We start from the raw sequence: 24464 nt of genomic DNA on the forward strand, positions 1-24464 counted from the left end.
AGGCCAATAGGCCAGTTAATCTTCGAGGAGCACTCACATGTCTGTAATCAACACYAACATTACKGCCCTGATYGGCCAGAAYAACCTGTCYAACTCTCAGTCTATGCTKGCCAAAGCGCAAGAGCGTYTGTCYTCTGGCCTGCGCATYAACAGCGCYTCTGACGAYGCTGCTGGYCAAGCCATCGCCAACAARATGACWGCCCARATCAAAGGYATGGATCAGGCTAGCCGTAATGCTAGCGACGGTATYTCYCTGGTACAGACCATGGAAGGCGGCCTTGACCAAATCAACGACAACCTGCAGCGTATTCGTGAGCTAGCGGTACAGGGTGCCAACGACACCAACGCCAAAGAAGACCGTGCTGCAATTACTACCGAGATCAACGAACGTTTAGCAGAGATTGAACGTGTATCGGGCAGCAACAACTTTAACGGCACTAATCTGCTAAACGTTGCAAGTGGCGCTGGCGCGACTCTTAATATTCAGGTTGGTTCCAACACTGAAGCTGAAGATGTTATTAGTGTTAATAGGCTTGATGCCACGGTTAGCGGACTTGGTTTAGAAGACACTGTATCTGGTGCTACAGCAGTGACCGCTGGCGAATTTACAGTTGCAGATGCTTCAGGTGCAGGTGCCACTCACGAAGAGTTCAAGACTTTAGTTGATGCGGTTGATAGAGCAACTGAGTCGCTGGATACCAGTCGTGCAACCTTGGGTGCTACTCTGAACCGTTTCGACTCGGTGATCGATAACCTGGCGACGACGTCTACCAACCTTTCTGAAGCTCGTTCACGTATCGAAGATGCCGACTACGCAGTAGAAGTGTCTAACATGACGCGTGCGAATATTCTCCAACAGGCGGGTACTTCTATGCTGGCACAGGCTAACCAGACGCCGCAGTCTGTATTGTCTCTMCTGGGCTAATCCTTTAGCCAGTAATGTCAAAAGAAAGTAACGACGGGGCCAGTAGGCCCCGTTTTTATTTAAGGCAGATATCCAAAATTCGATGTTAATAAGCAGTTGTCGCATCAATCAGATGAGTTACAGTAGTTTACATAAAAAAGAACGGTTTTTTCTAAAGAAGTTGGTGGGGAGGCCGTTAATTATAATAACGGCAACGCAAGTGCCGCTAAGCAGGCCACAAGGCCAGTTAAATTTCGAGGAGCACTCACATGTCTGTAATCAACACCAACATTACGGCCCTGATTGGCCAGAACAACCTGTCTAACTCTCAGTCTATGCTGGCCAAAGCGCAAGAGCGTTTGTCTTCTGGCCTGCGCATTAACAGCGCCTCTGACGACGCTGCTGGCCAAGCCATCGCCAACAAAATGACTGCCCAAATCAAAGGTATGGATCAGGCTAGCCGTAATGCTAGCGACGGTATCTCTCTGGTACAGACCATGGAAGGCGGTCTTGATCAAATCAACGACAACCTGCAGCGTATTCGTGAGCTAGCGGTACAGGGCGCCAACGACACCAACGCTACAGAAGACCGTGATGCGATCGTTACCGAGATCAACGAGCGCCTAGCTGAAATTGATCGCGTAGCTGGCAGCAACAACTTTAACGGTACTAACCTGCTAAACGTAGCAAGTGGTGCCGGCGCTACCCTTAATATTCAGGTTGGCTCCAATACTGAAGCTGAGGACGTTATTAGCGTTTCTAGACTTGATGCCACAGTTGATGGCCTGGATCTAGATACCGCCAGCGGCGGTGTAATTGCTGATGCGGGTAACGGAATGGAGTTTACGCTCCAAAGTGGTGGTAGTGTTGCACATACTGACTTCAAGGCTTTAGTAGATGCAGTTGATACTGCCACTGAAGCGCTAGACACCAATCGTGCGACTCTTGGTGCTACGCTTAACCGTTTTGACTCAGTGATCGATAATCTGGCGACCACTTCTACCAACCTTTCTGAAGCCCGCTCGCGCATCGAAGATGCGGACTATGCGGTGGAAGTGTCTAACATGACACGCGCCAACATCCTTCAGCAGGCCGGTACCTCCATGCTGGCACAGGCTAATCAGACGCCACAGTCTGTATTGTCTCTGCTGGGCTAATACCTTAGTCGGTATGATGCAAGAGAAAGTATCGCGGGGCCAAMAGGCCCCGTTTTTTTGCCTGTAGACTCAGTAATTACATTGTAGTTAAGTCATGAAAAAATAGAAATTGTTAGCCATCGATAATTAAGCCCCTTTTTCTTGCTTGCCCCACCTTTAAGTTAGTGCTGATCGAGAGAACACCTACCTAAATACTGGCGGATTCGCGCCTTTGCTCACTGCCCTAGCACAGTAAGCTAGGCACATTGCCATTTTTCCTGTGAGCCGCTTCATGGTTAAGCAAACTCAAGCATCCGCTACTCAAAAACGCAGGCCCCGCATACTTTGGGCCAATCCCTTTTGCTTGTTGGATACCTCCAGCGGCGCCAGCATGACCGTGCGTCAAATGTTGCTGCAACTGGTGTCTCGTGGTTATGACGTTCAAGTGCTGGGCGCGACCGTATTCGATAACCCAAAGGGAATGGGGCGGCTTAAAGAAAAATTCTCTGACCTGAGCGCTCATCTACACCAATTGATAGAAGCTGAAGATGGCGCGCTCACGCATAAGTTGGTGGTGAGTTATAGTCACAATCGAAATCATTTGACGACGCATGAAGAAGGGCTTTGGTATAGTCAGTACCTCTACATGCTGGATTCTTTTAAGCCGGATGTTGTGTGGTTCTACGGCGGCCAAACGCTTGACATGCTAATTGCCGATGAGGCACGAGATCGCGGTATACCTGTTGCTTTCTMCCTAGCGAACGGCAACTATAAATCACCACGCTGGTGTCGTGATGTGGATCTGATTCTCACCGATAGCCAAGCTACGGCTGATATGTACCGCAAAAAGGTTGGTTATACCGCCAATCCGGTAGGCAAGTTTATCGCTCCAGAAAACTTCATTGCCGAACACCATGAACGTAAGCGACTATTGTTTGTTAACCCTAGTTGGCAAAAGGGCGCGAGCGTATTTGTGCAACTGGCCGAAAAGCTGGAGCGAGAAAGACCCGATATTGAGCTTGAAGTGGTAGAAGCCCGGGCTGACTGGCCCGCCGTGCTGCGTGAAACCACTCGTCGAATGGGGGAGCAGCGTATCGCGTTAAGTAATGTTGTAGTGACCCCCAACACCAGCGATATGCGCGGCCCTTACAGTCGAGCTCGTGTGGTTGTTGCGCCTAGCCTATGGTGGGAAAGCTCTGGGCGTATGCTGGCCGAGGCGATGCTCAACGGTATTCCAGCGCTAATCACCAACCGCGGTGGCATGCCCGAAATGATTGGCGATGCTGGCCTCTCTTATGATTTTCCGGATGAGTGCTATAAAGAGCCCTACCAACATCTGCTCAGCGATGACGAGCTTCAACCGTTAGTGGATGCAGTCATCAGTCTATTCGACGATGAAGATATGTATCAGGATTTGGTGGCGCGCGCTTGGCAAGTGGGGAAAGAGAAGCACCATCTCGACCGCGCCACGGAGCGGCTAATTACTGCTTTAACTCCGCTGGTAAACTTGCGCGCTGGAAATAAAGACTTTGCCATTATTCAGAAGAAACGCCATCGTCAGCGCTTAGCCTATCTGGCAACTAAACCTGAATTCAAGGTTGATAACTCACTTAAAGAGTTGGTTGGTGCTATCTCTGGAGCCAAGCAGGGCAACGAACCACAAGTTAACCGTTTGTGGCTTACCGATGATTTTACCTGGCAAATAAAAGGTAAAATCATGGTACTCGACAACCGCGCTAGCTTGATCAAAAGCGGCCTTGCTGACCAAATGGCGGCGACGGAAGCCTTTGGTATTGTCGCCTTTGACCCCGCCAGTGAAATAAAGGAGGCCAAGCAATACGAAGGTAGTGAGTATATACAGTTATTTCAGCACGCACTGCTAGGAGATGGAAAGCCGAAAACGCTGTACGCCTGTGTAGCCCCTGAAATGACCAGTATTCTTTCACCGCTACCGCTCGAAAAACTTCCCAAGCGGCACCATCTAGGCGCCAAGCCTTTGGCAGAGCTGCCCATTACTACCGTGGCGTTGGATAGTATCGACGGATTGGGCAATCTTGACTGGCTGATTCTCGATGAGCTAAGCGATACTATGCTTGTGCTCGAGCATGGCAAAAAAACGCTCGCCAATACACTGTTAATTCAGGCGCGTGTCGCGTTTCAACTGACTCATGAAAAACAGCCCAATTTGGCAGAGCTACAGCATTGGGCGAGTCGCAATGGCTTCCGCTTTTACCGCTTTCATAATATTAGCCACTACAGTCATTTGCCAGAAAAGCTAAGCGCCCAAACAGCCTGCGCCACAGAGCAAGAGAGCGGCGATGTGCTCTTTCTACCCAGTCACGAACGCATGGCTACCCTAAGCGAGAAAGAAAGGATGAAGCTCGCCTTTATTCTCAGTTCAGGCTTCGCAGCACATGATGTTGCTTTTGAGTTGATAGCCGATGTTAGCCAGGAAAAAGCGCTGGAATTTTTAGAGGCACAGGAGCTGCTTCCACCTGCGATTGAGAAAGATAATAATGAATTAAATTCAAAATTCGCTGCAAATGAAACCGCCTTCTTGGGGCAAGATGATAATCTTTTTGCATTGCTTGATTGAAGCTTTTAAGGGAACAAATTTCTATGTTTGCTTATGAAAAATTTGATGTTTATGACGAAATTGTTTCCAGCCTACCGGATGGCCACTCATTAACTTATTCTCCACTTATAAGGGAAAGTTTTCAGTTTTGCCTTCAAGAGATAAGCCGAAAAAATATGGCCATCACGAAAGGAAGGCTAACGCTGGTTGGCGTAGGGTCTAGTAGCTACCCAGAGAAAAGAAAAATAAAGATAGTTGGTTATTTTTTTGATGAGGATTTTTTGAAACATATAATTGAAGGGTTTGAGGAAAAGGGAGTTGAGGCAAAAAAACTAGAGCTTCTGTCGCCGCAGTTTAAAAGGGAGTTGAGTAATAAGCAAAAAGAGGAAGTAGATTTTTTTGATTCCAAGTTGAAAGAGAATTTTGGTGTTAGTATTCGAGCTAATATGGAAGAAAGGTTTTATCTTTTAAACGGAATGGTGGCTAAATACTATCAGTTGCTGAAGAATTCAGAAGTTGATGCTCTTGTTGTTAGAGTTTATTATGGTTTGTATTATTTTCCTATTATTCTTGCTTGTAAGATGTTGGGTATTACTGTTATCGACGTTCAGCATGGGATTAATGGTTTCAAACATCCATGTTACTCAAAGTTTAAGAGAAATGAAGTTTGCAGTCCGTTACTGCCAGATGTGTTCTGGACGTGGAGCGGCATGGCAACCAAGATGCTGTTGAATGATAGTGCTTTGGCTGACTCTTGCTTAATCGTTGAAGGTGGTAACCCGGTCTTTAAAGAGGCTGAGGAAGCTGATGCATCTGGCACAGCGCTAGTGTCAGAGAAGGGGAATCGAATTCTCTATACGCATCAGCCTCAGTCAAAAGGTATTCCTGTGCCGGTTGATGAGATAAAAAAAGTTTATCGCATTAAAGGCCAGAAGGTCGTTATCAGGCCGCATCCACTGCATTTGGATGAGGCTAAAAAAGTGCTGGCGCTGTTAAAGAAAGCGGGAGTGAAGTGCGGCCTTGAAGACTCCACCAAAATTTCAATCAATGAGTCACTCGCCAAGGCGAGCGTCCATATCACATATTCATCGACCTGCGCTCTGGATGCGTTGAATTTCGGTATTCCTTCGGTTTATTGCTCTGATTATATTGGTGACGTTGAGGCAGAATTCGCTACAGGTCTTCTTTTTAAAATAAAAGAAGTTGAAAAGGAAAATATTTTGAGAATGCCTGAAAAGGCTATAGATTACAGTTTGGGTTCTAAAGATAAAGTCGCTTATGCTGTCTCTAAACTGCTATCCCAATCCAAGCGAGTGGAGTCTTAAGTGTTTAATGATCAGACAGTACTCATCACTGGTGGCACTGGCTCCTTCGGTCATACGTTTATACCTATGCTTCTGGCACGCTATAATCCCAAGAAAATTATAATTTTCTCCCGTGATGAGATGAAACAATGGGAGATGGCAAAGAAATTTGAAGGTGACTCTCGGGTACGTTTTTTCATTGGCGATGTGCGTGACCGTGATCGCCTTTATCGTGCACTGGATGGCGTGGATTATGTTGTTCATGCAGCGGCTACAAAGATTGTTCCCACGGCTGAGTACAACCCATTCGAGTGCATAAAAACAAATGTTATTGGAGCGATGAACCTTGTAGATGCTTGTATTGATAAAGGCGTAAAAAAACTGGTGGCGCTTTCAACCGATAAAGCCAGTAGCCCGATTAATTTGTATGGCGCGACTAAATTAACGTCAGATAAGTTGTTCGTCGCGGGCAATCATTATGCCGGTCACAGCTCCACTCGGTTTTCTGTGGTTCGCTACGGTAACGTTATGGGCTCACGCGGCTCGGTGATCCCATTCTTTATGTCTATTCGAGATAGAGGCATACTGCCGATTACTGATGCACGCATGACCCGCTTTATGATTTCGCTAGAGGAAGGGGTTGAACTCGTTTGGCACGCCTTCGAGGATATGGAAGGTGGCGAGATCTATGTCAAGAAAATCCCTTCAATGAAGGTGACCGACTTGGCGCGGGTGATCGCTCCCGAAGCCAAGCAGAAGATTGTAGGTATCCGCCCTGGTGAAAAGCTACATGAGCAGATGATCAGTGCTGAAGATGCTTACTATACTTACGAATATCTCGAACATTTTAAGATTCTACCCCAGATCAACAACTGGGACAAAGATGCTAACCGAATTAAAGACGGCAAGCTTGTTCCAGATGGCTTTGTTTACTCAAGTAATAATAATAGTGAATGGATGACAGACGATGATCTTCAGGCCTGGATCAGTCAAAATCGTGAGAAAATCGGAGCTATTTAATGATCCCTTACGGTCGCCAAGAGATTACTCAAGCTGATATAGATGCAGTGGTCTCTGTGCTGAAGTCCGACTTCCTCACCCAGGGGCCGCAAGTGCCTAGCTTCGAGCAGGCAGTAGCCACGCATGTAGGAGCAAAGCATGCCCTGGCTGTTAATAGTGCCACCTCTGCACTACACCTAGCCTGCTTAGCGCTACGGCTTGGTAAAGGTGATTGGCTGTGGACTTCTCCAATCMCCTTTGTTGCTTCAGCCAACTGCGGGTTGTACTGCGGTGCCCAGGTAGACTTTGTTGATATCGATCCTCGCACCTATAACCTCTGCCCTAAAGCGTTAGCAGCTAAGCTACAAAAAGCGGAAAAAGAAGGGCGCGTACCCAAGGTCGTTGTTGCTGTGCATCTATGTGGACAACCGTGCGACATGCAGGCGATTAGTGCGCTCAGCCAGCGCTATGGCTTTCACCTAATAGAAGATGCTTCCCATGCCATTGGTGGTAAATACCAAGGAGAGTTCATAGGCAGTGGTCGCTACAGTGACATCACGGTGTTTAGCTTTCACCCCGTGAAAATTATTACTACCGCTGAAGGTGGCATAGCGGTTACTAACAGTGACGAGTTAGCCAACAAAATGGCCTTGCTTCGCAGCCATGGCATTACCCGTGAACCTGCACAGATGACTCATGAAACCGATGGGCCTTGGTATTATCAGCAGATTGACCTTGGCTTTAACTATCGTATGACCGAACTGCAAGCGGCGCTGGGACTGAGCCAGTTAGAGCGCCTTGATCAATACGTTGCTCGTCGCCACGAGTTAGCTATACGCTATGATCAATCACTGGTGAATCTGCCTTTAATTACGCCTTGGCAGCATAAAGATAGCTATTCAGGGTTGCATTTGTATGTGGTTCGCCTTGAAATTGAAAAACTTGCCATTAGTCATCGGAAAGTATTTGAGTCATTACGACAGCAAAATATAGGTGTTAATTTACATTACATTCCAGTTCATATGCAGCCTTATTATCAGAATATGGGGTTTGCTAATGGTGACTTTCCTGAGGCAGAACGCTATTACACTGAAGCGATCAGCTTGCCACTCTATCCAACGGTATGTGAAAAGCAGCAGGATAATATAATCAGGGTGCTGAGCAGTATTCTTCTCAAAGCTTTACGGCGGAAATGAATGTTATGAAAAATTACTTGATTATTGGAACATATCCAGAAAAAGGTTCTAAAAACATAGGGGATAAGTTAATAACTGAATCCGTAATTAAAGGTATGTCAAGTGTAGATCCCGGCTGTAAGTGTGAGGTTGTTTTTAGAGCGGACTCATGGAGTAATGTACAAGCAAAAGTTAAGAAGGCAGATCATATAATATTTGCGTGTTTAGCAGTTAGGTATGATTTAGAGAAAGTTGTGTATCCATTTATACGAAATGTTGTTGATTCAAAAACTCCTTATTCAGTGATTTCATCTGGAACTAGTCTGTTAGTCTCCGAAAGTGAGGATATATATGCTGGGTTAGATAAGGCAACAATAAAGTTGTTGTTAAAGATGGACGAAGAGGCTTTTCTATTTAGCTCACGCGGTGTTTTGACTCAGTTTCTTTTTAGTTACCTTGGTATGAAAAATGCTATGTTAGATGGTGATGTGGCATTTTATTCTCCTGAGAGGCAAGGGCTATCTTTTAGGGTGGGCGATAAGAAGGTAAGGAAAATAATAATTTCGGATCCACATTATGCATCTTCTTATATTGAATCATTCATAGTTTTGTATAGCGGTGTTGTAAGTATATTTCCCATGGCTGATGTTGAGGTGTGTTTGCATGGTATTAATCCGGATGTGGAAAATTTTTGTATCGAGAATGGTCTTAAGTGCAATAAGATATATGAATTAAATAATGGGTTAAATGTCTATGATTCGTGCGATTTACATATTGGATATCGTGTTCATGCACATGTAAGTGCTTTATCAAGAAGAAAGTTTTCTTACCTCATTGAGCAAGATGGCCGCGGTGCTGACTATGGCGCTACAATTACTAGAAAGATAAGCCAGCCATGCTATGTAGGAAATGGAGGAAATGGAGGAAATGGAGGAAAGGGAGTAAATGTAAGTGCTATATACCAATTGCTAGCGATACTCTATAAAGATAAAGAAAGTGGCTTTATTCAGTTTTCAGGGCTTGAGAAGCAGATCGACAAATTTAGTATGGCTGCGCATGATGCTTTTTGTAAGATTGCTTCGGCTTAAATGCTAATGACTATTTGCATAATACCCGCGCGAGGTGGCAGTAAGAGAATTCCGCGCAAAAATGTCAAATTTTTTTGTGGGAAACCCATGATTGCTTGGTCAATTGAGGCTGCCCTTGAGAGTCAATGTTTTGAGCGTGTTATTGTCTCGACAGATGATGGTGAAATTGCTTCAGTTGCGCGTCAATGGGGCGCAGAAGTTCCTTTTATTCGTCCTGAAATATTGTCTGATGATTACACTGGCACTATCCCTGTCATTGCGCATGCGATTGAATGGCTCATTAAGAACGAACAATCTCCTGAAACCGTTTGCTGCTTATATGCCACTGCTCCGTTCGTGCAGCCAAGTGACCTTCAATATGCTCGGCAAGAATTAGCCAATGACTCCATAGCCGATTATGCCGTAACTGTGACTAGCTATGCGTTCCCTATTCAAAGGGCTCTACGCTTGACCCGATCAGGGGGTGTGGCAATGTTTCAGCCCGAGCATTTTACTACTCGTTCTCAGGATTTAGAGGAAGCGTGGCATGATGCTGGACAGTTCTATTGGGGGCGTGCGAAAGCATGGTCAGAAGGGCGTGCTCTTTTTAGCAAGTACACTATACCGATTCGGCTACCACGCCACCGCGTACAGGATATAGATACTCCAGAGGACTGGCAGCGTGCTGAATGGTTGTTCAAAGCATTTTTGACAGAATCATCATGAAACTTATCGCTTTTCGGGTTGATGCGTCGCTTGAAATTGGTACTGGCCATGTGATGCGCTGCCTAACGCTGGCTAACGCGCTACGCGAACATGGCGCTGAGTGTTACTTCCTTTGCCGTGAACATAAAGGCCATTTGATTGAACAAATTGAGATGCAAGGCTTTCAGGTATTTCGGCTTAATTACATTCGGCAGACGGAGATAAAAAAATTCGTTTTGACAGAAGACTTCGCATTGCCTTATCACGCCCACTGGCTGGGAGCTCCATGGCAAACCGATGCAGGKGCCTGCCGGTCCATTTATGAAGATCATGTACCTGACTGGCTAGTCGTTGATCACTACGCGTTGGATGCTCGTTGGGAAGAAGATGTTTGCCCAGCTAAAACTCGACTACTTGTTATCGATGATCTCGCTGATCGGGAACATCTTGCAGATGTATTGCTAGATCAAAATCTTGGACGAGAGGCCGGGGACTATACTGCCTTGGTACCCACGTACTGCCACTGTCTTATCGGCCCAGAGTTTGCTTTGCTGCGCCCAGAGTTTGCCCAATGGAGAGAAGTTAGTCTTGCTCGCCGTCGGAAACAACCCAGATTTAAGCGTTTGCTAGTTAGTCTTGGTGGTGTCGATAAAAACAATGTAACGGGGCAGGTATTGAAAGCTCTCAAGCAGTGTGATCTGCCTGACGGTTGTGAGATTAGCGTAATTATGGGCGCAACGGCGCCCTGGTTGAATGAGGTCAAAGTACAGGCAAACGCATTGCCTTGGCCGACTGAGGTGGTGGTTAACGTCAGTGATATGGCGCGACGTATGTCGGAGGCGGATCTAGCTATCGGTGCAGCGGGTAGCACTTCCTGGGAGCGCTGCTGTCTGGGGTTGCCTACCCTACTGTTGGTGTTAGCGGATAACCAGCGAGCGATTGCCGAGGCTTTTAATAGTGCTGGTGCGGCAGTTTTTCTTGATAGTGTAAATACAAGTGACTTGTCGAGGAAGATGAATAGCCTGTTAGAGAGGGGGATTTTGTGGCAAATGAGCGAGGCTGCTGCCAGTCTCACTACAGGTCAAGGTATTGATTTTCTTTGCCATGTCTTGTTACAAAAAAGTAGAATTGCATGACATACTCAACGAACTTAAGACCCCTGACAGAAGCGGATCTTGCCATGCTGTTGCAGTGGCGCAACGCACCTGAAGTGCGTTGCAATATGTATACGCAGCACGAAATAAGTGAGAGTGAGCACCGTCAGTGGTTTCTACGTTCACAACAAAACCCTAACCGCCACTTACTGATAGCTGAGCAAGATGGTCAACCGTTTGGCTTCGTTAATATCCAACTTATAGACCCAAGGGCGAAGAGAGGGGAGTGGGGGTTTTACCTTTCCCCAAAGGTACCAAAAGGCAGAGGCCATTCATTAGGTATTGCCGCCTTAGAATACGCTTTCATTGAACTGGAATTGCATAAGCTATGTGGCGAAGCGCTCGCAAATAATACGCGCTCAAGAAAATTTCATGAACGTTTAGGTTTTAAACAAGAGTCTTGTCTACGCGATCATCACTTTGATGGTCAGGCCTATCATGATGTCATTGGCTATGCACTTCTCTACAACGAATGGCAAGCATTTTAAGGAGTTAACTTTTATATGATGATAAAAATTGCTGGGCGTGTAATTGGCCCCTCTTGTTTGCCCTATATTATCGCTGAGCTGTCAGCCAACCATAATGGTAGTATTGAGAATGCCAAGAGAATAATTGAAGAGGCAAAGAAAGCGGGCGCCGATGCGGTTAAAATACAGACCTACCGACCTGACACAATCACGCTGGATTGTGCTAACGAAGAGTTCAAGATCAAAGGTGGCCTTTGGGACGGTCGTACACTATACGAACTCTACCAAGAGGCACACATGCCCTGGGAATGGCATGCTCCGCTGTTTGAGCATGCCCGCAAGCTAGGGATAACCATCTTCAGCTCTCCTTTCGACAATACAGCGGTTGATCTTCTAGAGGATCTCAACGCACCAGCCTACAAAATTGCTTCGTTCGAAGCAGTGGATTTACCCCTAATCAAATACGTGGCCAGCACCGGCAAGCCGATGATTATTTCCACTGGCATGGCCAATGTAGAGGAGATTTCTGAGGCCATCGAAGCGGCCCGAGAAGGCGGCTGTAAAGAATTGGCGGTTTTGCACTGCGTCAGTGGCTACCCAGCTCCCGCCTCTGACTACAATCTGCGTACCATACCCGATATGATCGCGCGGCATGGTTTAGTAACGGGGTTGTCTGACCATACTCTTGATAATACTACTGCGGTCACTAGTGTGGCACTTGGTGCTTCAATCATCGAAAAGCATTTCACTCTCAATCGAAATGGTGGTGGCCCGGATGATAGCTTTTCGCTCGAACCTCGTGAACTTGCAGACTTATGCCGTGATACCAAGACGGCCTGGCAAGCACTGGGTGATGTGGATTACGGCCGTAAATCTAGTGAACAAGGTAACGTTCAATTCCGCCGGTCTTTATATTTTGTTAAGGATCTAAAATCGGGTGATGTAATAACAGGGGATTCCGTAAGAAGCGTAAGACCAGGATATGGACTGCCGCCCAAGATGCTTAAAGACATTATCGGAAAGACAGTTGTAATAGATGTGAAAGCTAACACGCCAGTGAAGGAGGCCGTGTTGGGATCTGGGTAATACGTGCCTTCATGATTCTTTTGTGTTCACTGTATTTCATGCCAAGCAGGAGATAGGTGGATAAAAGTGGAGGTCACGGTATTACCTCATTTTCAAGAGAGCACATTCCGACGGTCACCTTGATACTACTGGTTTACGGAAAGTATTGCTCCGGAATTCCATGAAATTTAAGTATTTTCTCTATCAAGCCTTAAAGTTTCGACCACTCCTGCCGTTACTCAATTTAACGAACTGTATACAAGGATGTCCTGAATGGCGGTGATTAATACGAATCTGCTCTCTTTAAACGGTCAGAACCAGCTCAAGCGCTCACACTCTGCCATGGAGACTGCAATCGAGCGCCTTTCTTCGGGGTTGCGTATCAATGGGGCGAAGGATGATGCTGCCGGGCAGGCTATTGCTAACCGCATGGAGTCCAATCTTCAAGCTGGAAAGACGTTAACTCAAGGCATTAACGATGGCATCTCACTGATGCAAACTGCCGAAGGTGGTCTTGATAGTATTAACGATATTTTGCAACGAGCTCGTGAGCTCGCCATTCAATCCGCCAATGGCACCCTCTCTGATGCTGACCGTTCCTCAATCAATGCCGAGTATCAGCAGCTCGCAGAGGAGGTCGACCGACTCGCTTTCATTACAGAGGCGTTTGGTAAGACGCCGCTCGCACCCGCGGAACCACGGCCATTGCCGGTTAAACTAGGCGACGCAGCTCATATTACTGAGCTTCTTGGGCCTGGTTTTGAGAGTTTTACCTCCGGTACAGTTTCATTGGCTTACGTACCTGCGGGTGCGACTAACGTCACGCTGGAGATAAACTCTTTAGGTTTGGATGACGACATTCAGATATTCACTCAAGATGGGAAGCACCTGATAGGGACGCCCATTGATGGGGCTCATCCTGACCATGTATGGCAGTCACAAGACGTTACGGATATTAATGCTTCACTACTCACGGCTGAAAATGGGTTTGAGCCTGGGGCCAGCTACGATGCTAGCCTGCTTCAAGATGCAGCGGGGAGCTATGACCTAAACTCGCCGCCTGTTGAGCTTGATTATAACGACATGAAAATTACCTATAGCGGCGACGGTGATCGGCTTGATGAGGCATCGGCTGATGATGACGGTACCGAGTTTAACAACGGCAATCTATCGGAAAATATGCTGGAGCGAGTAACTTTCGACAAAGTAACGGAAAACCTGATTGTTTTCGTGGTAGGCCAAGGTTCATTTAATGCCAGGGCTACTTGGGACGACATGCCGATTGAATACGACGACCCAGAACCGGTGTCGACCCCCGTTAGCACCCCTACAAACATAGTGGTTAGTGCTGGTGTTGGTCAGAAAATGGATTCCATCACGATCGCTCCCACGCCTTCTGACACTCAATCGTTGGGACTTGAAGGGGTGGCACTGGATCCTATAGAAAAGGCTTTAGAAGCAATGCAGAAGCTTGAGCAGGCAATGGGGCAGGTTGATGGCTATCGAAGKCAGTACGGGGCGCTCAACAACCGCTTTGAATCTGCCATTGGCACCTTGAGCCAGGAGCAAGTGAACTTGGGAGCTGCTAAGTCGAGAATTGAGGATGCTGACTATGCTGTAGAGGCATCTAATATGATGCGTACACAGATTTTGCAGCAAGCTGGCACCTCGATGCTAGCTCAGGCCAACCAGAATCCACAAAGCGTGCTTTCTCTGCTGGATTAATTAACTAGCCGATCGGTGTGTTAATTGTGGGAGCCCCAACACCTACTGGACTTGCTTCTTCTAAAATCTCTACCACTAATGACTTAGCCCGCAAAAATTGATCTTCCCAGCGTTTGCTCGATAATGAGTCGTTATCTTGGCACTCGTCGGCTTGCGGGTGCCCAAATTTTACGTTCGTCATTGGGCAGGAAAACACCCCATGGATCCGCAAAAACTGGCGGTAACCTTAGCGATTGCTGCAGGCTGGTTGAGTTTCAACAGCCTGGTCGTTGGCATGTATTTCTTACTAAGCGGTAGAGGCGTACTCGAAGGCGGAATGTGGCGTGGCGGAGAGTGGCTAAGACTTGGGCAGCCAGCGCCAGCCGATGAGAGCAATGAAACCCCCGTTGAGTCCCCAGCTGTTGCTAAACAGATGAATACCTCCTCTACGTTACCCGAGAGTGAAGATAGCGTAGAGGAGGTGGCACCTGTGGCGGTAGAGGAGAGCACTCATGTACTGTTTGTGATGTTTGATCAACCGGATATCGCACTCAACAAAAAGCTGTTCTCGAGCCTGCAAAAGTGGGAGGCCCACTATGATGCGGCCTTTCAGGTTTACAGCGTGCCAGGCGTTACCCCGCAAAATCCATTGCGGATTGCTAATGCCTATCCACCAGGAGTGATGCCCTCTCCAGAGGCCTTCCTGCAAGAAGAGCACTTAATCGGTGGCGTAAGTGTGATCCTCAAAAAGCCCAAGCGTAGGCGCGGTTTTGATAAGGTGCAGTTGGAGAAGCTGGTTGCGTTTACCCAGGAGTTGGCAGCGTTAGGCGGAAGCGTGTTGGATGCAGAACGCCAAGTTGCTACCCCTAAAACGTTCCTGGCTATCAAACAAAAGTAGCCATGAAGCCCTTTGTGACAGCATATTCAATAAGAGAATAAAAATTAATTTTAATATTCTTTTGTATGCTTTTGTCGTAGGGGTAAAATAGCCGACATTAATGTTTCATGACTATTTGTTTGGCTATTCGCATCGTCGCACTATCGACCAACGAGGAAACAGACTCATGCCACTACCCCGTAAGCTCAATCTCACCCTGGCCGCGCTTTCGTTGAGTGTTGCCAGCGGGTTGTTTGCCGCCGCTGCTCATGCAGATTCGCTCCGTGTGGGCATGTCCGGTGGTTATTTTCCTTTTACTTTCGTTGAGCAGGACGAGCTGCAAGGCTTTGAAGTTGATGTAATGAACGCCGTGGGTGAGATCACCGGTGATGACATTGAGTTCGTTACGGCTAGCTTCTCGGGCTTGGCAGGTATGCTGGAGTCTGGGCGTATTGACACCATCGCTAACCAGATTACGATCACCCCGGAGCGTGAAGCGAAGTATGTGTTCACTTCGCCTTACGTGTATGACGGCGCGCAGGTGGTAGTGCGGGCTGGTAATGATGCCATTCAAGGTGTGGAAGATTTATCCGGCAAAAGTGTTGCGGTTAATCTGGGCTCGAACTACGAGCAGCTACTGCGTGAGCAGCCGAACGCCGATGAAATCGATATTCGCACCTATGAGTCCAACATTGAGCAAGATGTGGCACTAGGCCGTGTTGAGGCGTTTGTCATGGATCGCGTGAGTGCTACGCAGGTCATTAAAGAGAAAGGCTTACCATTAGAACTGGCTGGCCAGCCGTTCTCGACCATTGAGAATGCGCTGCCGTTTCGTGATGACGAGGCGGGTCGTGAGCAACGTGACCGCGTTGACGCAGCCCTTGCTGAGCTTCGCGAAAGTGGTGAACTGCGCGAGATATCCGAAAAGTGGTTTGATACTGATATCACCCAGCCGTAACCGCTGGATTTATCCGTTCTACGCGGCCGKGGCAATGCCACGGCCGTTTGCTGATACGCGATGCGGCGATTGTTAATGGCTATTTTGAATGGCGGTGTTTAATAACTGTGTTTCATAACTGTGTTTCATAACCGTGTTGAATGACTATGTTGAATAACCATGCTTAACCTTGAGTATATGTGGGGGCTGCTGCCGGTTCTGCTGCGCTACTTGCCGCTCACGCTGGAAATGGCGACGATTGCCATGGTGTTTGCGCTGATTCTGGCGTGCTTGCTGGCGGTGGTTCGCGTGTCAAAAGTGCCATTCTTAAACGGCTTTGCGCTGTTGTTTATCTCGTTTTTCCGTGGCACGCCGCTGCTGGTTCAGCTGTTCCTTTTCTACTATGGCTTGCCGCAGCTAATAAGTGCATTGATCTCTATTACCGGCGTTACCGCCGCGGTGCTGGGGCTAACGTTGCACTTTTCTGCTTATATGGCCGAATCCATTCGCGCTGCCATTGTGGGGATTGACCGCAGCCAGACCGAGGCTGCGCTCTCCATCGGCATGACCCAGTCGCAGCTTATGCGGCGTATTATTCTGCCCCAGGCCACCCGCGTGGCAACGCCGACGCTAATGAACTACTTCATCGATATGATTAAAGCGACCTCGTTGGCCTTTACGCTGGGGGTTACCGAATTAATGGGCGCCACGCAAAAAGAGGCCGCGGGCAGCTTCCTCTATTTAGAAGCGTTCTTGCTGGTGGCGCTGATCTATTGGGCGATTGTGGAAGTGCTTTCCTGGGGGCAGCGTCGGCTGGAAATTTACCTGAATAAGGCCTACCAACGATGATCTCGCTGCAAGGCATTACCAAGCGTTTTAGCGGCCACACGGTGTTTAAAGATATCGACTTGAGCCTTTCTCGGGGCGAAATCATTGTGATCATTGGCCCTTCTGGTACGGGTAAGTCAACGCTGCTGCGCTGTATTAACTTTTTAGAGCGCCCGGACGCGGGGCGCTTAACCGTCGGAGATTTAAGTGTCGATACCCAGCGCGCCAGTCGGGCGGATATTTTGGCGCTGCGTCGGCGTACGGCTTTTGTGTTTCAGAACTATGGCCTGTTCGCCAACAAAACCGCGCTGGAGAATATCAGTGAGGGCATGATCGTGGTGGACAAGCTGCCCAAAGCTAAAGCCCATGCGCGGGCGAGGGAGATTCTGGAACGCATTGGCCTGGCGGATAAGGCGGATGCTTACCCGGCTTCGCTCTCGGGCGGCCAGCAGCAGCGGGKGGGAATTGGCCGAGCGATGGCGGCCAACGCCGATGTGATTCTGTTTGACGAGCCGACTTCATCCCTTGACCCCCAATGGGTAGAGGAGGTGTTGAGCTTGATGAAACAGTTAGCGTTAGAGCGCCAGACGATGATCGTGGTCACCCACGAAATGCAGTTCGCCCGGGAAGTAGCTGATCAAGTGGTCTTTATGGATGACGGCGGCATCGTCGAGCAAGCACCACCAGAGGAGCTGTTCACTGCTCCCAAAGATGAGCGAACACGCCACTTTTTACGCAAAATTTTAGCGCCTATGGGGCAGGAGGCACCGTGAGTGAGGTTGCCTGCTGGCTCTATGTTCACATTGACAACAGCTAGCAAGCGCGCCTAGCGCGTGATAGACTACGCCATCCTCTCAGACAAGTCCCGTGAATGGGCAGCTAATTTCGACTGCCTGTTACACACTTTGGTAGGGTGATATCCCAGCCAAAACAATTGGTTGTTGCGGAAACGTCGTGCTGTGACAGCGCAGCCGGCGAACACATATTTAATTTCGTTGCCGTTTTGTCGGCAACCTTTATTCTCCAAGGAGATACCCTGTGGCGAACAGCAAGCAAGCTCGCAAGCGCGCCCGCCAGGCCGAGAACCGTCGCGTCCTGAAATCCAGCCAGCGCAGCATGGTCCGCACCTACATCAAGCGTGTAGTGAAAGCGATCGGCACCGGCGACCACGCCAAGGCAATGGAAGAGTTCAAGGCAATGCAGCCGGTCGTTGACCGTATTGCAGACAAAGACGTGCTGTCTAAGAAGAAAGCAGCTCGCCTGAAGAGCCGTTTGAACAAGCGTATTAAGGCACTGGCGGCGTAAGCCGGCTGGCGCCATAAAAAAAACCGGCTGCGGCCGGTTTTTTTGTGTCTGGATGATTTTTCTAGGTGGTCTTTTTTAGGTGATCTTTCCTAGAGAGTCTCTTCTGGATGGTGTGTTCTAGATGGTTTCTTCTGGATAGCTTATGACGGTGAATAAAGCACCCAATACGTCCCCTAACACCGCGATAGCCCGCCGTGGGCTAATGCGTTCTGGTCTTGTGGTTAGTGCCATGACCATGCTGTCGCGGGTGATGGGGCTGGCACGCGATGTGGTCATCGCTACCTTATTGGGGGCGGGGGATGGCGCCGATGCGTTTTTTGTGGCGTTTAAGATCCCTAACTTTCTGCGCCGTCTGTTTGCCGAAGGGGCGTTTAACCAAGCCTTTGTGCCGGTGCTTTCAGAGTACTCCACCCAGCGTAGCCGTGAAGAGATCCGCGTGCTGCTAAATGCTACTGCGGGTAGTTTAACAGCAGTGCTGGCGTTGATTACCGCTGTGGCTATGCTCTGTGCGCCGTGGCTGATTTGGGTGTTTGCCCCCGGGTTTGGCAGCGAGCCCGAAAAGCTGGCACTGACCGCAGATATGCTGCGCTTAACGTTTCCCTATTTATTGCTGATTTCGCTTACCGCGTTTTCAGGCAGCGTGCTGAATACCTGGAACCGCTTCGCGGTGCCTGCGTTTACCCCGGTGCTGCTGAATCTTTCGCTGATTGGTGCGGCGCTGTTTTTAATGCCGCTAATGGAAGAGCCCGCCATGGCGCTGGCCTGGGGCGTGCTGATTGCTGGGGCGGCGCAGTTGGTTTTTCAGGTGCCGTTTTTACTGCGCTTGGGGTTGATGCCCACGCCATGGCCAAATTTTGCCCATGAGGGCGTGCGACGCATTCTGAAATTGATGGGGCCAGCGCTGTTTGGGGTATCGGTATCGCAAATTAACCTGTTGTTGGATACCGTTTTGGCTTCATTGCTGGCGGCGGGCAGCGTGTCGTGGCTCTACTATTCGGATCGTTTGGTAGAGCTACCGCTGGGCGTGTTTGGGGTGGCGATTGGTACGGTGATTCTGCCCGCGCTGTCTAAACGCCATGCTGACCAGTCCAAAGAGCACTTTGCGGCCATGCTCGATTGGGCTATCCGCATTGTATTGCTGTTAGGCTTGCCTGCGGCGCTGGCGCTGGCGGTGCTGGCCGAACCGTTGTTGATTACGCTGTTCCATTACGGGGCGATGACCGATAACGACATCCAAATGGCGGCCATGAGTCTGCGCGCGTATGCCTTTGGCTTGGTGGCCTTTATGCTGATCAAAGTATTGGCGCCGGGCTTTTTTGCCCGCCAAGACACCAAAACACCGGTAAAGGTAGGTATTATCGCCATGGTCGCTAATATGGTGTTAAACCTACTGCTGATTTGGCCGCTAGCCCATGCCGGGTTAGCGTTAGCCACCGCGCTTTCTGCGTTCTTAAATGCTGGCCTGCTGGGCTATTTGCTGCATAAGCAAGGCGTTTTGGTCTTTCAGCCGGGCTGGAAGCGGTATTCGGTGCAGTTAATAGGTGGCAGTGGGTTAATGTGTGCGGCGCTCTACTTTGTTGCGCCCGACTGGCAGGCGTGGCTTACCTTTGGCCTTTGGCAGCGGGTAAGCTGGGTCACCGGCTTAGTGGTATTGGGSGGATCGCTTTATTTTGCTTGGCTGGCTGCACTGGGTTTGCGCATTCGTCATTTTAAAATGCAATCGTAACTGCACCCCGCCGGGCGTGTTCGTTATAATCAGGGGCTTTATATCCTCCAACGGCTGAGGTGCCATGCGCGTCATTCGAGGTCTGCACAACTTGAAAGCGGCTCATCGTGGCTGCGTTGCGACCATTGGTAATTTCGATGGGGTGCATCGCGGCCATCAAGCCATCCTGCAGCAGTGCCGTGAGCATGCGGCGCGCTGGAGTGTGCCGCTGACAGTGGTGGTGTTCGAGCCCCAGCCGCGGGAGTTTTTTGCCGGTGACCAAGCGCCGCCGCGGTTAACCCGGCTGCGCGAAAAAGTGCGGCTACTGCGCGATTTTGGCGCTGAACAAGTGCTGGTTCTGCCGTTTAACGATGCGCTGCGCAGCCTTACCGGGCGTGAGTTTATCGACCAGGTATTGATCGACGGGCTCGGTGTTAAACATTTGGTGGTGGGCGATGATTTCCGCTTTGGCTGTGATCGCCGTGGCGATTTTGCCTTACTGGCAGAGGTGGGGCGTGAACAGGGCTTTGGCGTAGAGCACACCCGCACCTTTACCGTGGATGACGAACGCGTTTCCAGTTCACGAGTGCGGACGCTGCTTGCCAGCGGCAATTTTTCTGCTGCCGCGCGCTTGCTGGGTCGTGCCTATTCGTTACATGGCCGCGTGGTTCGCGACCAGCAGCTAGGGCGCACCATTGGTGTACCGACTGCCAACCTGCCGCTGATGCCCCAGCCGTTAACGCTGCGTGGGGTCTATGCGGTAGTGGCTGAACTGGAAAATGGAGAGCGCTACCCGGCGGTGGCGAATGTCGGCTTCCGCCCCACGGTGGGCTCAGACCGGCCAACGCTTGAGGTGCACCTGCTGGATTTTAACGCTGATCTTTACGGCCAACGCATGACGGTGTTTCCCTGCGCGCGGCTACGGGGTGAGGTGAAGTTTGACGGCCTTGAAGCGCTTAAAGCGCAAATTGAACGTGACCAGGCCCGCGCTCGCCACTATTTAAGCGCGATGGTGGGTAAGCAAGACTATTCTCTTCCGCTGGCCTCGGCCCCGCTTGGGCGTGAGTCGATGTCTTCAGATACTGGGTCTTCAAATACGATTTCTTCTGATTCTTCTTCGGCGGATGATGCCGCCGATGCTAACAACGGCTGACGAGACCATGGATTATAAGCACACGCTGAATTTGCCTGAAACTGATTTCCCCATGCGCGGCATGCTGCCGAAGCAGGAGCCTGGGCGAGTTTCCCAGTGGCAGGATATGAACATTTACCAGCGCCTGCGTGAAGCGCGTGCGGGGGCGCCGCTGTTTGTGCTGCACGATGGCCCTCCCTACGCCAATGGCAGCATCCATATTGGTCACGCCGTTAATAAAATTCTTAAAGATATTATCGTTAAGTCAAAAAACTTAGCCGGTTTTGATGCGCCCTATGTACCGGGGTGGGACTGCCACGGCTTGCCCATTGAGCACAAAGTTGAAACGACTCATGGCAAACACCTGGCACCAGATCACGCCCGTGAGCTTTGCCGGGAGTACGCTGGTGCGCAAGTAGAAACACAGCTGGCCGACTTTGTGCGTCTCGGTATTATCGGTGACTGGGATCATCCCTACCGCACCATGAACTTCGCCAACGAAGCGGGTGAAATGCGTGCGTTAGCCGAGATGGTCGACGCGGGTTACGTGTTTAAAGGCTTGAAACCGGTTAACTGGTGCTTTGACTGTGGCTCGGCGCTGGCGGAAGCCGAAGTTGAGTATGCCGATAAGAAATCCGACGCTATCGATGTCGCTTTCCCAGTGGAGGATGCCGATAAGCTTGCTGCCGCGTTTGGCTTAACCGAGCTGACGAAGCCTGCAGCCGTGGTTATCTGGACCACCACGCCTTGGACCATTCCGGCTAACCAGGCGCTTAACGTTCACCCCGAGTTTACCTATGCGCTGGTCGATACCGGCGAGCGCCTGCTGCTGCTGGCTGAAGAGCTGGTAGAGAGCTGCCTGGAGCGCTTTGATTTGCAAGGTGAGGTGATTGCTACCACGCAAGGTAAAAACCTTGATCTGATCAATTTCCGTCACCCGTTCTACGACCGCCTCTCGCCCGTCTATCTGGCGGAGTACGTCGAGTCTGAAGTGGGCAGTACCGGTATCGTGCACTCGTCGCCTTCCTACGGCGTTGACGACTTCAATACCTGTCGTGCCTATGGGATGAGTTTTGACGACATGCTCAATCCTGTTCAGGGCAACGGCGTTTACGCCGATGACCTGCCGCTCTTTGGCGGCCAGATGATTTGGAAGGCCAATCCCCATATCGTTGAGAAGCTGCGTGAAGTGGATGCGCTGATGGCGCACAAAGTCATCACTCACAGCTACATGCATTGCTGGCGCCACAAAACGCCGGTGATCTACCGTGCCACGGCCCAGTGGTTTGTGGGCATGGACATTCAGGGCAAAGACGGTAAAACCCTGCGCGAGCGTGCTTTGGAAGGCATCGAAGCCACGGCGTTTACCCCCGCTTGGGGGCAGGCGCGTCTGCACAGTATGATCGCTAACCGTCCAGACTGGTGTATCTCCCGCCAGCGTAACTGGGGCGTGCCGATCCCGTTCTTCTTGCACAAGCAAACCGGCGAGCTGCACCCACGTACCGTTGGGCTGATGGAAGAGGCGGCTAAGCGCGTTGAGCAAGCGGGCATCGACGCCTGGTTCAAACTCGACCCGGCAGAGCTGTTGGGCGCGGAAGCGGCGGATTACGATAAAGTCACCGATACCCTTGATGTCTGGTTCGACTCCGGTACTACCCACCGCCATGTGCTGCGCGGCTCGCACCCCCATGGTCACGAAAGCGGCCCGCGGGCGGATCTATACTTGGAAGGCTCTGACCAGCACCGCGGCTGGTTTCATTCGTCGCTGCTGACGGGGTCGGCCATTGACGGGCATCCGCCGTATCGTCAACTGCTTACCCACGGCTTTACCGTCGACTCCCAGGGCCGCAAGCAGTCCAAATCGCTGGGCAACGTGGTCGCGCCCCAGGAAGTGATGGATAAGCTGGGCGGCGATATTCTGCGCCTGTGGGTCGCCTCGACCGATTACTCCGGCGAGATGGCAGTATCTGATGAGATTTTGAAGCGCACCTCCGATGTGTATCGGCGGATTCGTAACACCGCGCGCTTCCTKCTTTCGAACCTTAACGGGTTTGATCCAGAGAAGAACCAAGTGGCCTTTGGCGATATGCTGGCGCTGGATCAGTGGGTGGTAGATCGTGCTCACCAACTACAGGTGCGGATCGAAAAAGCCTACGAAGAGTACCGCTTCCTGGATGTTTATCAGCAGGTGCATGGTTTCTGCGCCCGGGAGCTGGGTGGCTTCTACTTAGATGTCATCAAGGATCGCCAGTACACCACGCAAACCGATTCCCTGGCGCGGCGCAGTGCGCAAACAGCGCTCTATCATGTAGTGGAAGCACTGAGCCGTTGGATCGCGCCAATTCTCTCTTTCACCGCTGAGGAGATTCACGAGAATATCCCCGGTAAGCGCGGTGACAGCGTGCTCTTGGAGACCTACTACACTGGTTTGGGCAGCCTGGACGACAACGCTGAGTTGGGCCGTGCTTTCTGGGAGCAAGTACTGGAGGTCAAGCACTCGGTCAACAAGTGCCTGGAAGATGCCCGTAATGCCAAAGTCATTAAGGGTAGCCTGGCAGCTGAAGTCACCCTGTATGTCAGCGACGAGCTGCAGGCGACCCTGGCTAAACTGGGCGATGAACTGCGCTTTGTAATGCTAACCAGTGAAGTGACGCTTAAGCCCCTGGCTACTGCAAGTGATGCAGAAGCGACCGAGCTGGATAGCTTGAAAGTCGCGGTTAAAGCCAGCGACAACACCAAGTGCGAGCGTTGCTGGCACCATCGTCCCGATGTAGGCACCCATGCGGATCACCCGGATCTGTGTGGACGCTGTATCAGCAACCTCCCCGAAGGCAGCGGTGAGATTCGTTACTATGCCTAGTCAAACTGATACGCCTGATAMAAACACACGGCCGCCAATGCAGCGGCCGCTGCGCTGGCTGTGGCTAGCGGTGGCGGTGATTGCCTTGGATCTGGTCACCAAGTACATAGCCAGTAGCCAGTTGGGCTATGCCCAGCCGGTAACTGTGCTGCCGTTCTTTAACCTGACGCTGCTGCACAATACCGGCGCAGCGTTCAGCTTTTTAGCCACCCATCCAGGCTGGCAGCGCTGGTTCTTCGCCTTGATTGCCGTGGGTGCCAGCGTGGCGCTGACAGTGTGGCTTTCGCGGATCAAGCACGACGAAAAACTGTTGGCGATAGCGCTACCGCTAATCATCGGTGGTGCGCTGGGGAATCTCTACGACCGCTTGGTGCATGGCTATGTGGTCGATTTTCTGTCTTTCCACGCTGCCGGATGGTACTACCCGGCGTTTAATGTGGCGGATATTGCGATTACCCTGGGGGCGGTCGCTTTAATCTGGGAATCCATTATGGGTGAGCGGCGGCGCAAAAAAGCGCATGGGGCTTCCCATTAATCGAACGTTTAGAACGGTATATTGAGAGCT

21 protein-coding genes are annotated in these 24464 nt (G+C 50.3%); all 21 read left to right on the top strand.

The genetic code is table 11. From position 1 onward, the window contains the following. Positions 1 to 37: 37 nt before the first annotated feature. Positions 38 to 925, top strand: a complete 888-nt coding sequence (locus tag HALO_RS04335) for a flagellin N-terminal helical domain-containing protein (protein ID WP_035580520.1) — start codon at positions 38 to 40, stop codon at positions 923 to 925. Positions 926 to 1173: 248 nt separating this feature from the next. Beyond that, positions 1174 to 2061 carry a flagellin N-terminal helical domain-containing protein gene (locus HALO_RS04340; protein WP_035580516.1) on the top strand — a complete coding sequence of 296 codons (888 nt, stop codon included), beginning with the start codon at positions 1174 to 1176 and terminating at the stop codon, positions 2059 to 2061. A 271-nt stretch (positions 2062 to 2332) separates the two neighbouring features. Then, positions 2333 to 4636, top strand: a complete 2304-nt coding sequence (locus tag HALO_RS04345; protein ID WP_092490810.1) for a glycosyltransferase — start codon at positions 2333 to 2335, stop codon at positions 4634 to 4636. A 23-nt stretch (positions 4637 to 4659) separates the two neighbouring features. Next, on the top strand, positions 4660 to 5940 hold the full coding sequence (locus tag HALO_RS04350) for a hypothetical protein (RefSeq protein ID WP_035580515.1): 1281 nt from the start codon (positions 4660 to 4662) through the stop codon (positions 5938 to 5940). Next, positions 5941 to 6939, top strand: a complete 999-nt coding sequence (pseB, locus tag HALO_RS04355; protein ID WP_035580513.1) for a UDP-N-acetylglucosamine 4,6-dehydratase (inverting) — start codon at positions 5941 to 5943, stop codon at positions 6937 to 6939. It abuts the gene before it with no gap. Next, positions 6939 to 8114, top strand: coding sequence for a UDP-4-amino-4,6-dideoxy-N-acetyl-beta-L-altrosamine transaminase (gene pseC / locus HALO_RS04360; RefSeq protein WP_050713105.1), 1176 nt, complete (start codon positions 6939 to 6941; stop codon positions 8112 to 8114). Before pseB ends, pseC begins: the two co-directional genes overlap by 1 nt. Positions 8115 to 8119: 5 nt before the next feature. Then, entirely contained in the window at positions 8120 to 9181 is a 1062-nt protein-coding gene (locus HALO_RS04365) for a polysaccharide pyruvyl transferase family protein (protein WP_035580509.1), read from the top strand. A gap of 6 nt (positions 9182 to 9187) precedes the next feature. Then, positions 9188 to 9886 carry a pseudaminic acid cytidylyltransferase gene (gene pseF / locus HALO_RS04370; RefSeq protein WP_035583492.1) on the top strand — a complete coding sequence of 233 codons (699 nt, stop codon included), beginning with the start codon at positions 9188 to 9190 and terminating at the stop codon, positions 9884 to 9886. Next, the gene (gene pseG / locus HALO_RS04375; RefSeq protein WP_035580507.1) at positions 9883 to 11001 is read left to right on the top strand and encodes a UDP-2,4-diacetamido-2,4,6-trideoxy-beta-L-altropyranose hydrolase; all 1119 of its coding nucleotides are present in this window, start codon (positions 9883 to 9885) and stop codon (positions 10999 to 11001) included. Before pseF ends, pseG begins: the two co-directional genes overlap by 4 nt. Beyond that, positions 10998 to 11507, top strand: a complete 510-nt coding sequence (gene pseH, locus HALO_RS04380; protein ID WP_081899090.1) for a UDP-4-amino-4,6-dideoxy-N-acetyl-beta-L-altrosamine N-acetyltransferase — start codon at positions 10998 to 11000, stop codon at positions 11505 to 11507. The genes pseG and pseH overlap by 4 nt, the downstream gene beginning before the upstream one ends. 15 nt (positions 11508 to 11522) lie before the next feature. Beyond that, positions 11523 to 12572, top strand: a complete 1050-nt coding sequence (gene pseI / locus HALO_RS04385) for a pseudaminic acid synthase (protein WP_035580505.1) — start codon at positions 11523 to 11525, stop codon at positions 12570 to 12572. A gap of 252 nt (positions 12573 to 12824) precedes the next feature. Continuing rightward, positions 12825 to 14276 (top strand): flagellin N-terminal helical domain-containing protein, encoded by a 1452-nt coding sequence (locus HALO_RS23440; protein WP_050713107.1) that lies wholly within the window; start codon positions 12825 to 12827, stop codon positions 14274 to 14276. 199 nt (positions 14277 to 14475) lie between these two features. After that, on the top strand, positions 14476 to 15153 hold the full coding sequence (locus tag HALO_RS04395; protein WP_035580501.1) for a hypothetical protein: 678 nt from the start codon (positions 14476 to 14478) through the stop codon (positions 15151 to 15153). 166 nt (positions 15154 to 15319) lie between these two features. Continuing rightward, positions 15320 to 16090, top strand: a complete 771-nt coding sequence (locus tag HALO_RS04400; RefSeq protein WP_035580499.1) for an amino acid ABC transporter substrate-binding protein — start codon at positions 15320 to 15322, stop codon at positions 16088 to 16090. Positions 16091 to 16249: 159 nt separating this feature from the next. Continuing rightward, positions 16250 to 16918 carry an amino acid ABC transporter permease gene (locus HALO_RS04405; RefSeq protein WP_035580497.1) on the top strand — a complete coding sequence of 223 codons (669 nt, stop codon included), beginning with the start codon at positions 16250 to 16252 and terminating at the stop codon, positions 16916 to 16918. Then, the gene (locus tag HALO_RS04410; RefSeq protein ID WP_050713108.1) at positions 16915 to 17670 is read left to right on the top strand and encodes an amino acid ABC transporter ATP-binding protein; all 756 of its coding nucleotides are present in this window, start codon (positions 16915 to 16917) and stop codon (positions 17668 to 17670) included. Before HALO_RS04405 ends, HALO_RS04410 begins: the two co-directional genes overlap by 4 nt. A gap of 265 nt (positions 17671 to 17935) precedes the next feature. After that, complete coding sequence (gene rpsT, locus HALO_RS04415) at positions 17936 to 18202, top strand: 30S ribosomal protein S20 (RefSeq protein WP_022521977.1); 267 nt, start codon at positions 17936 to 17938, stop codon at positions 18200 to 18202. Between the two features lie 142 nt (positions 18203 to 18344). After that, positions 18345 to 19928 carry a murein biosynthesis integral membrane protein MurJ gene (gene murJ / locus HALO_RS04420; RefSeq protein ID WP_035580493.1) on the top strand — a complete coding sequence of 528 codons (1584 nt, stop codon included), beginning with the start codon at positions 18345 to 18347 and terminating at the stop codon, positions 19926 to 19928. A 64-nt stretch (positions 19929 to 19992) separates the two neighbouring features. After that, complete coding sequence (ribF, locus tag HALO_RS04425) at positions 19993 to 21060, top strand: bifunctional riboflavin kinase/FAD synthetase (protein ID WP_035580491.1); 1068 nt, start codon at positions 19993 to 19995, stop codon at positions 21058 to 21060. Next, the gene (ileS, locus tag HALO_RS04430; RefSeq protein WP_035580489.1) at positions 21044 to 23899 is read left to right on the top strand and encodes an isoleucine--tRNA ligase; all 2856 of its coding nucleotides are present in this window, start codon (positions 21044 to 21046) and stop codon (positions 23897 to 23899) included. The genes ribF and ileS overlap by 17 nt, the downstream gene beginning before the upstream one ends. Then, positions 23892 to 24434: a signal peptidase II gene (gene lspA / locus HALO_RS04435; protein ID WP_050713109.1), complete on the top strand. Its 543-nt coding sequence runs from the start codon at positions 23892 to 23894 to the stop codon at positions 24432 to 24434. The genes ileS and lspA overlap by 8 nt, the downstream gene beginning before the upstream one ends. The last annotated feature ends 30 nt before the right edge of the window (positions 24435 to 24464 follow it).

The sequence above is a fragment of the Halomonas sp. R57-5 genome (genome assembly GCF_900070345.1).
GTDB lineage: Bacteria > Pseudomonadota > Gammaproteobacteria > Pseudomonadales > Halomonadaceae > Vreelandella > Vreelandella ventosae_B.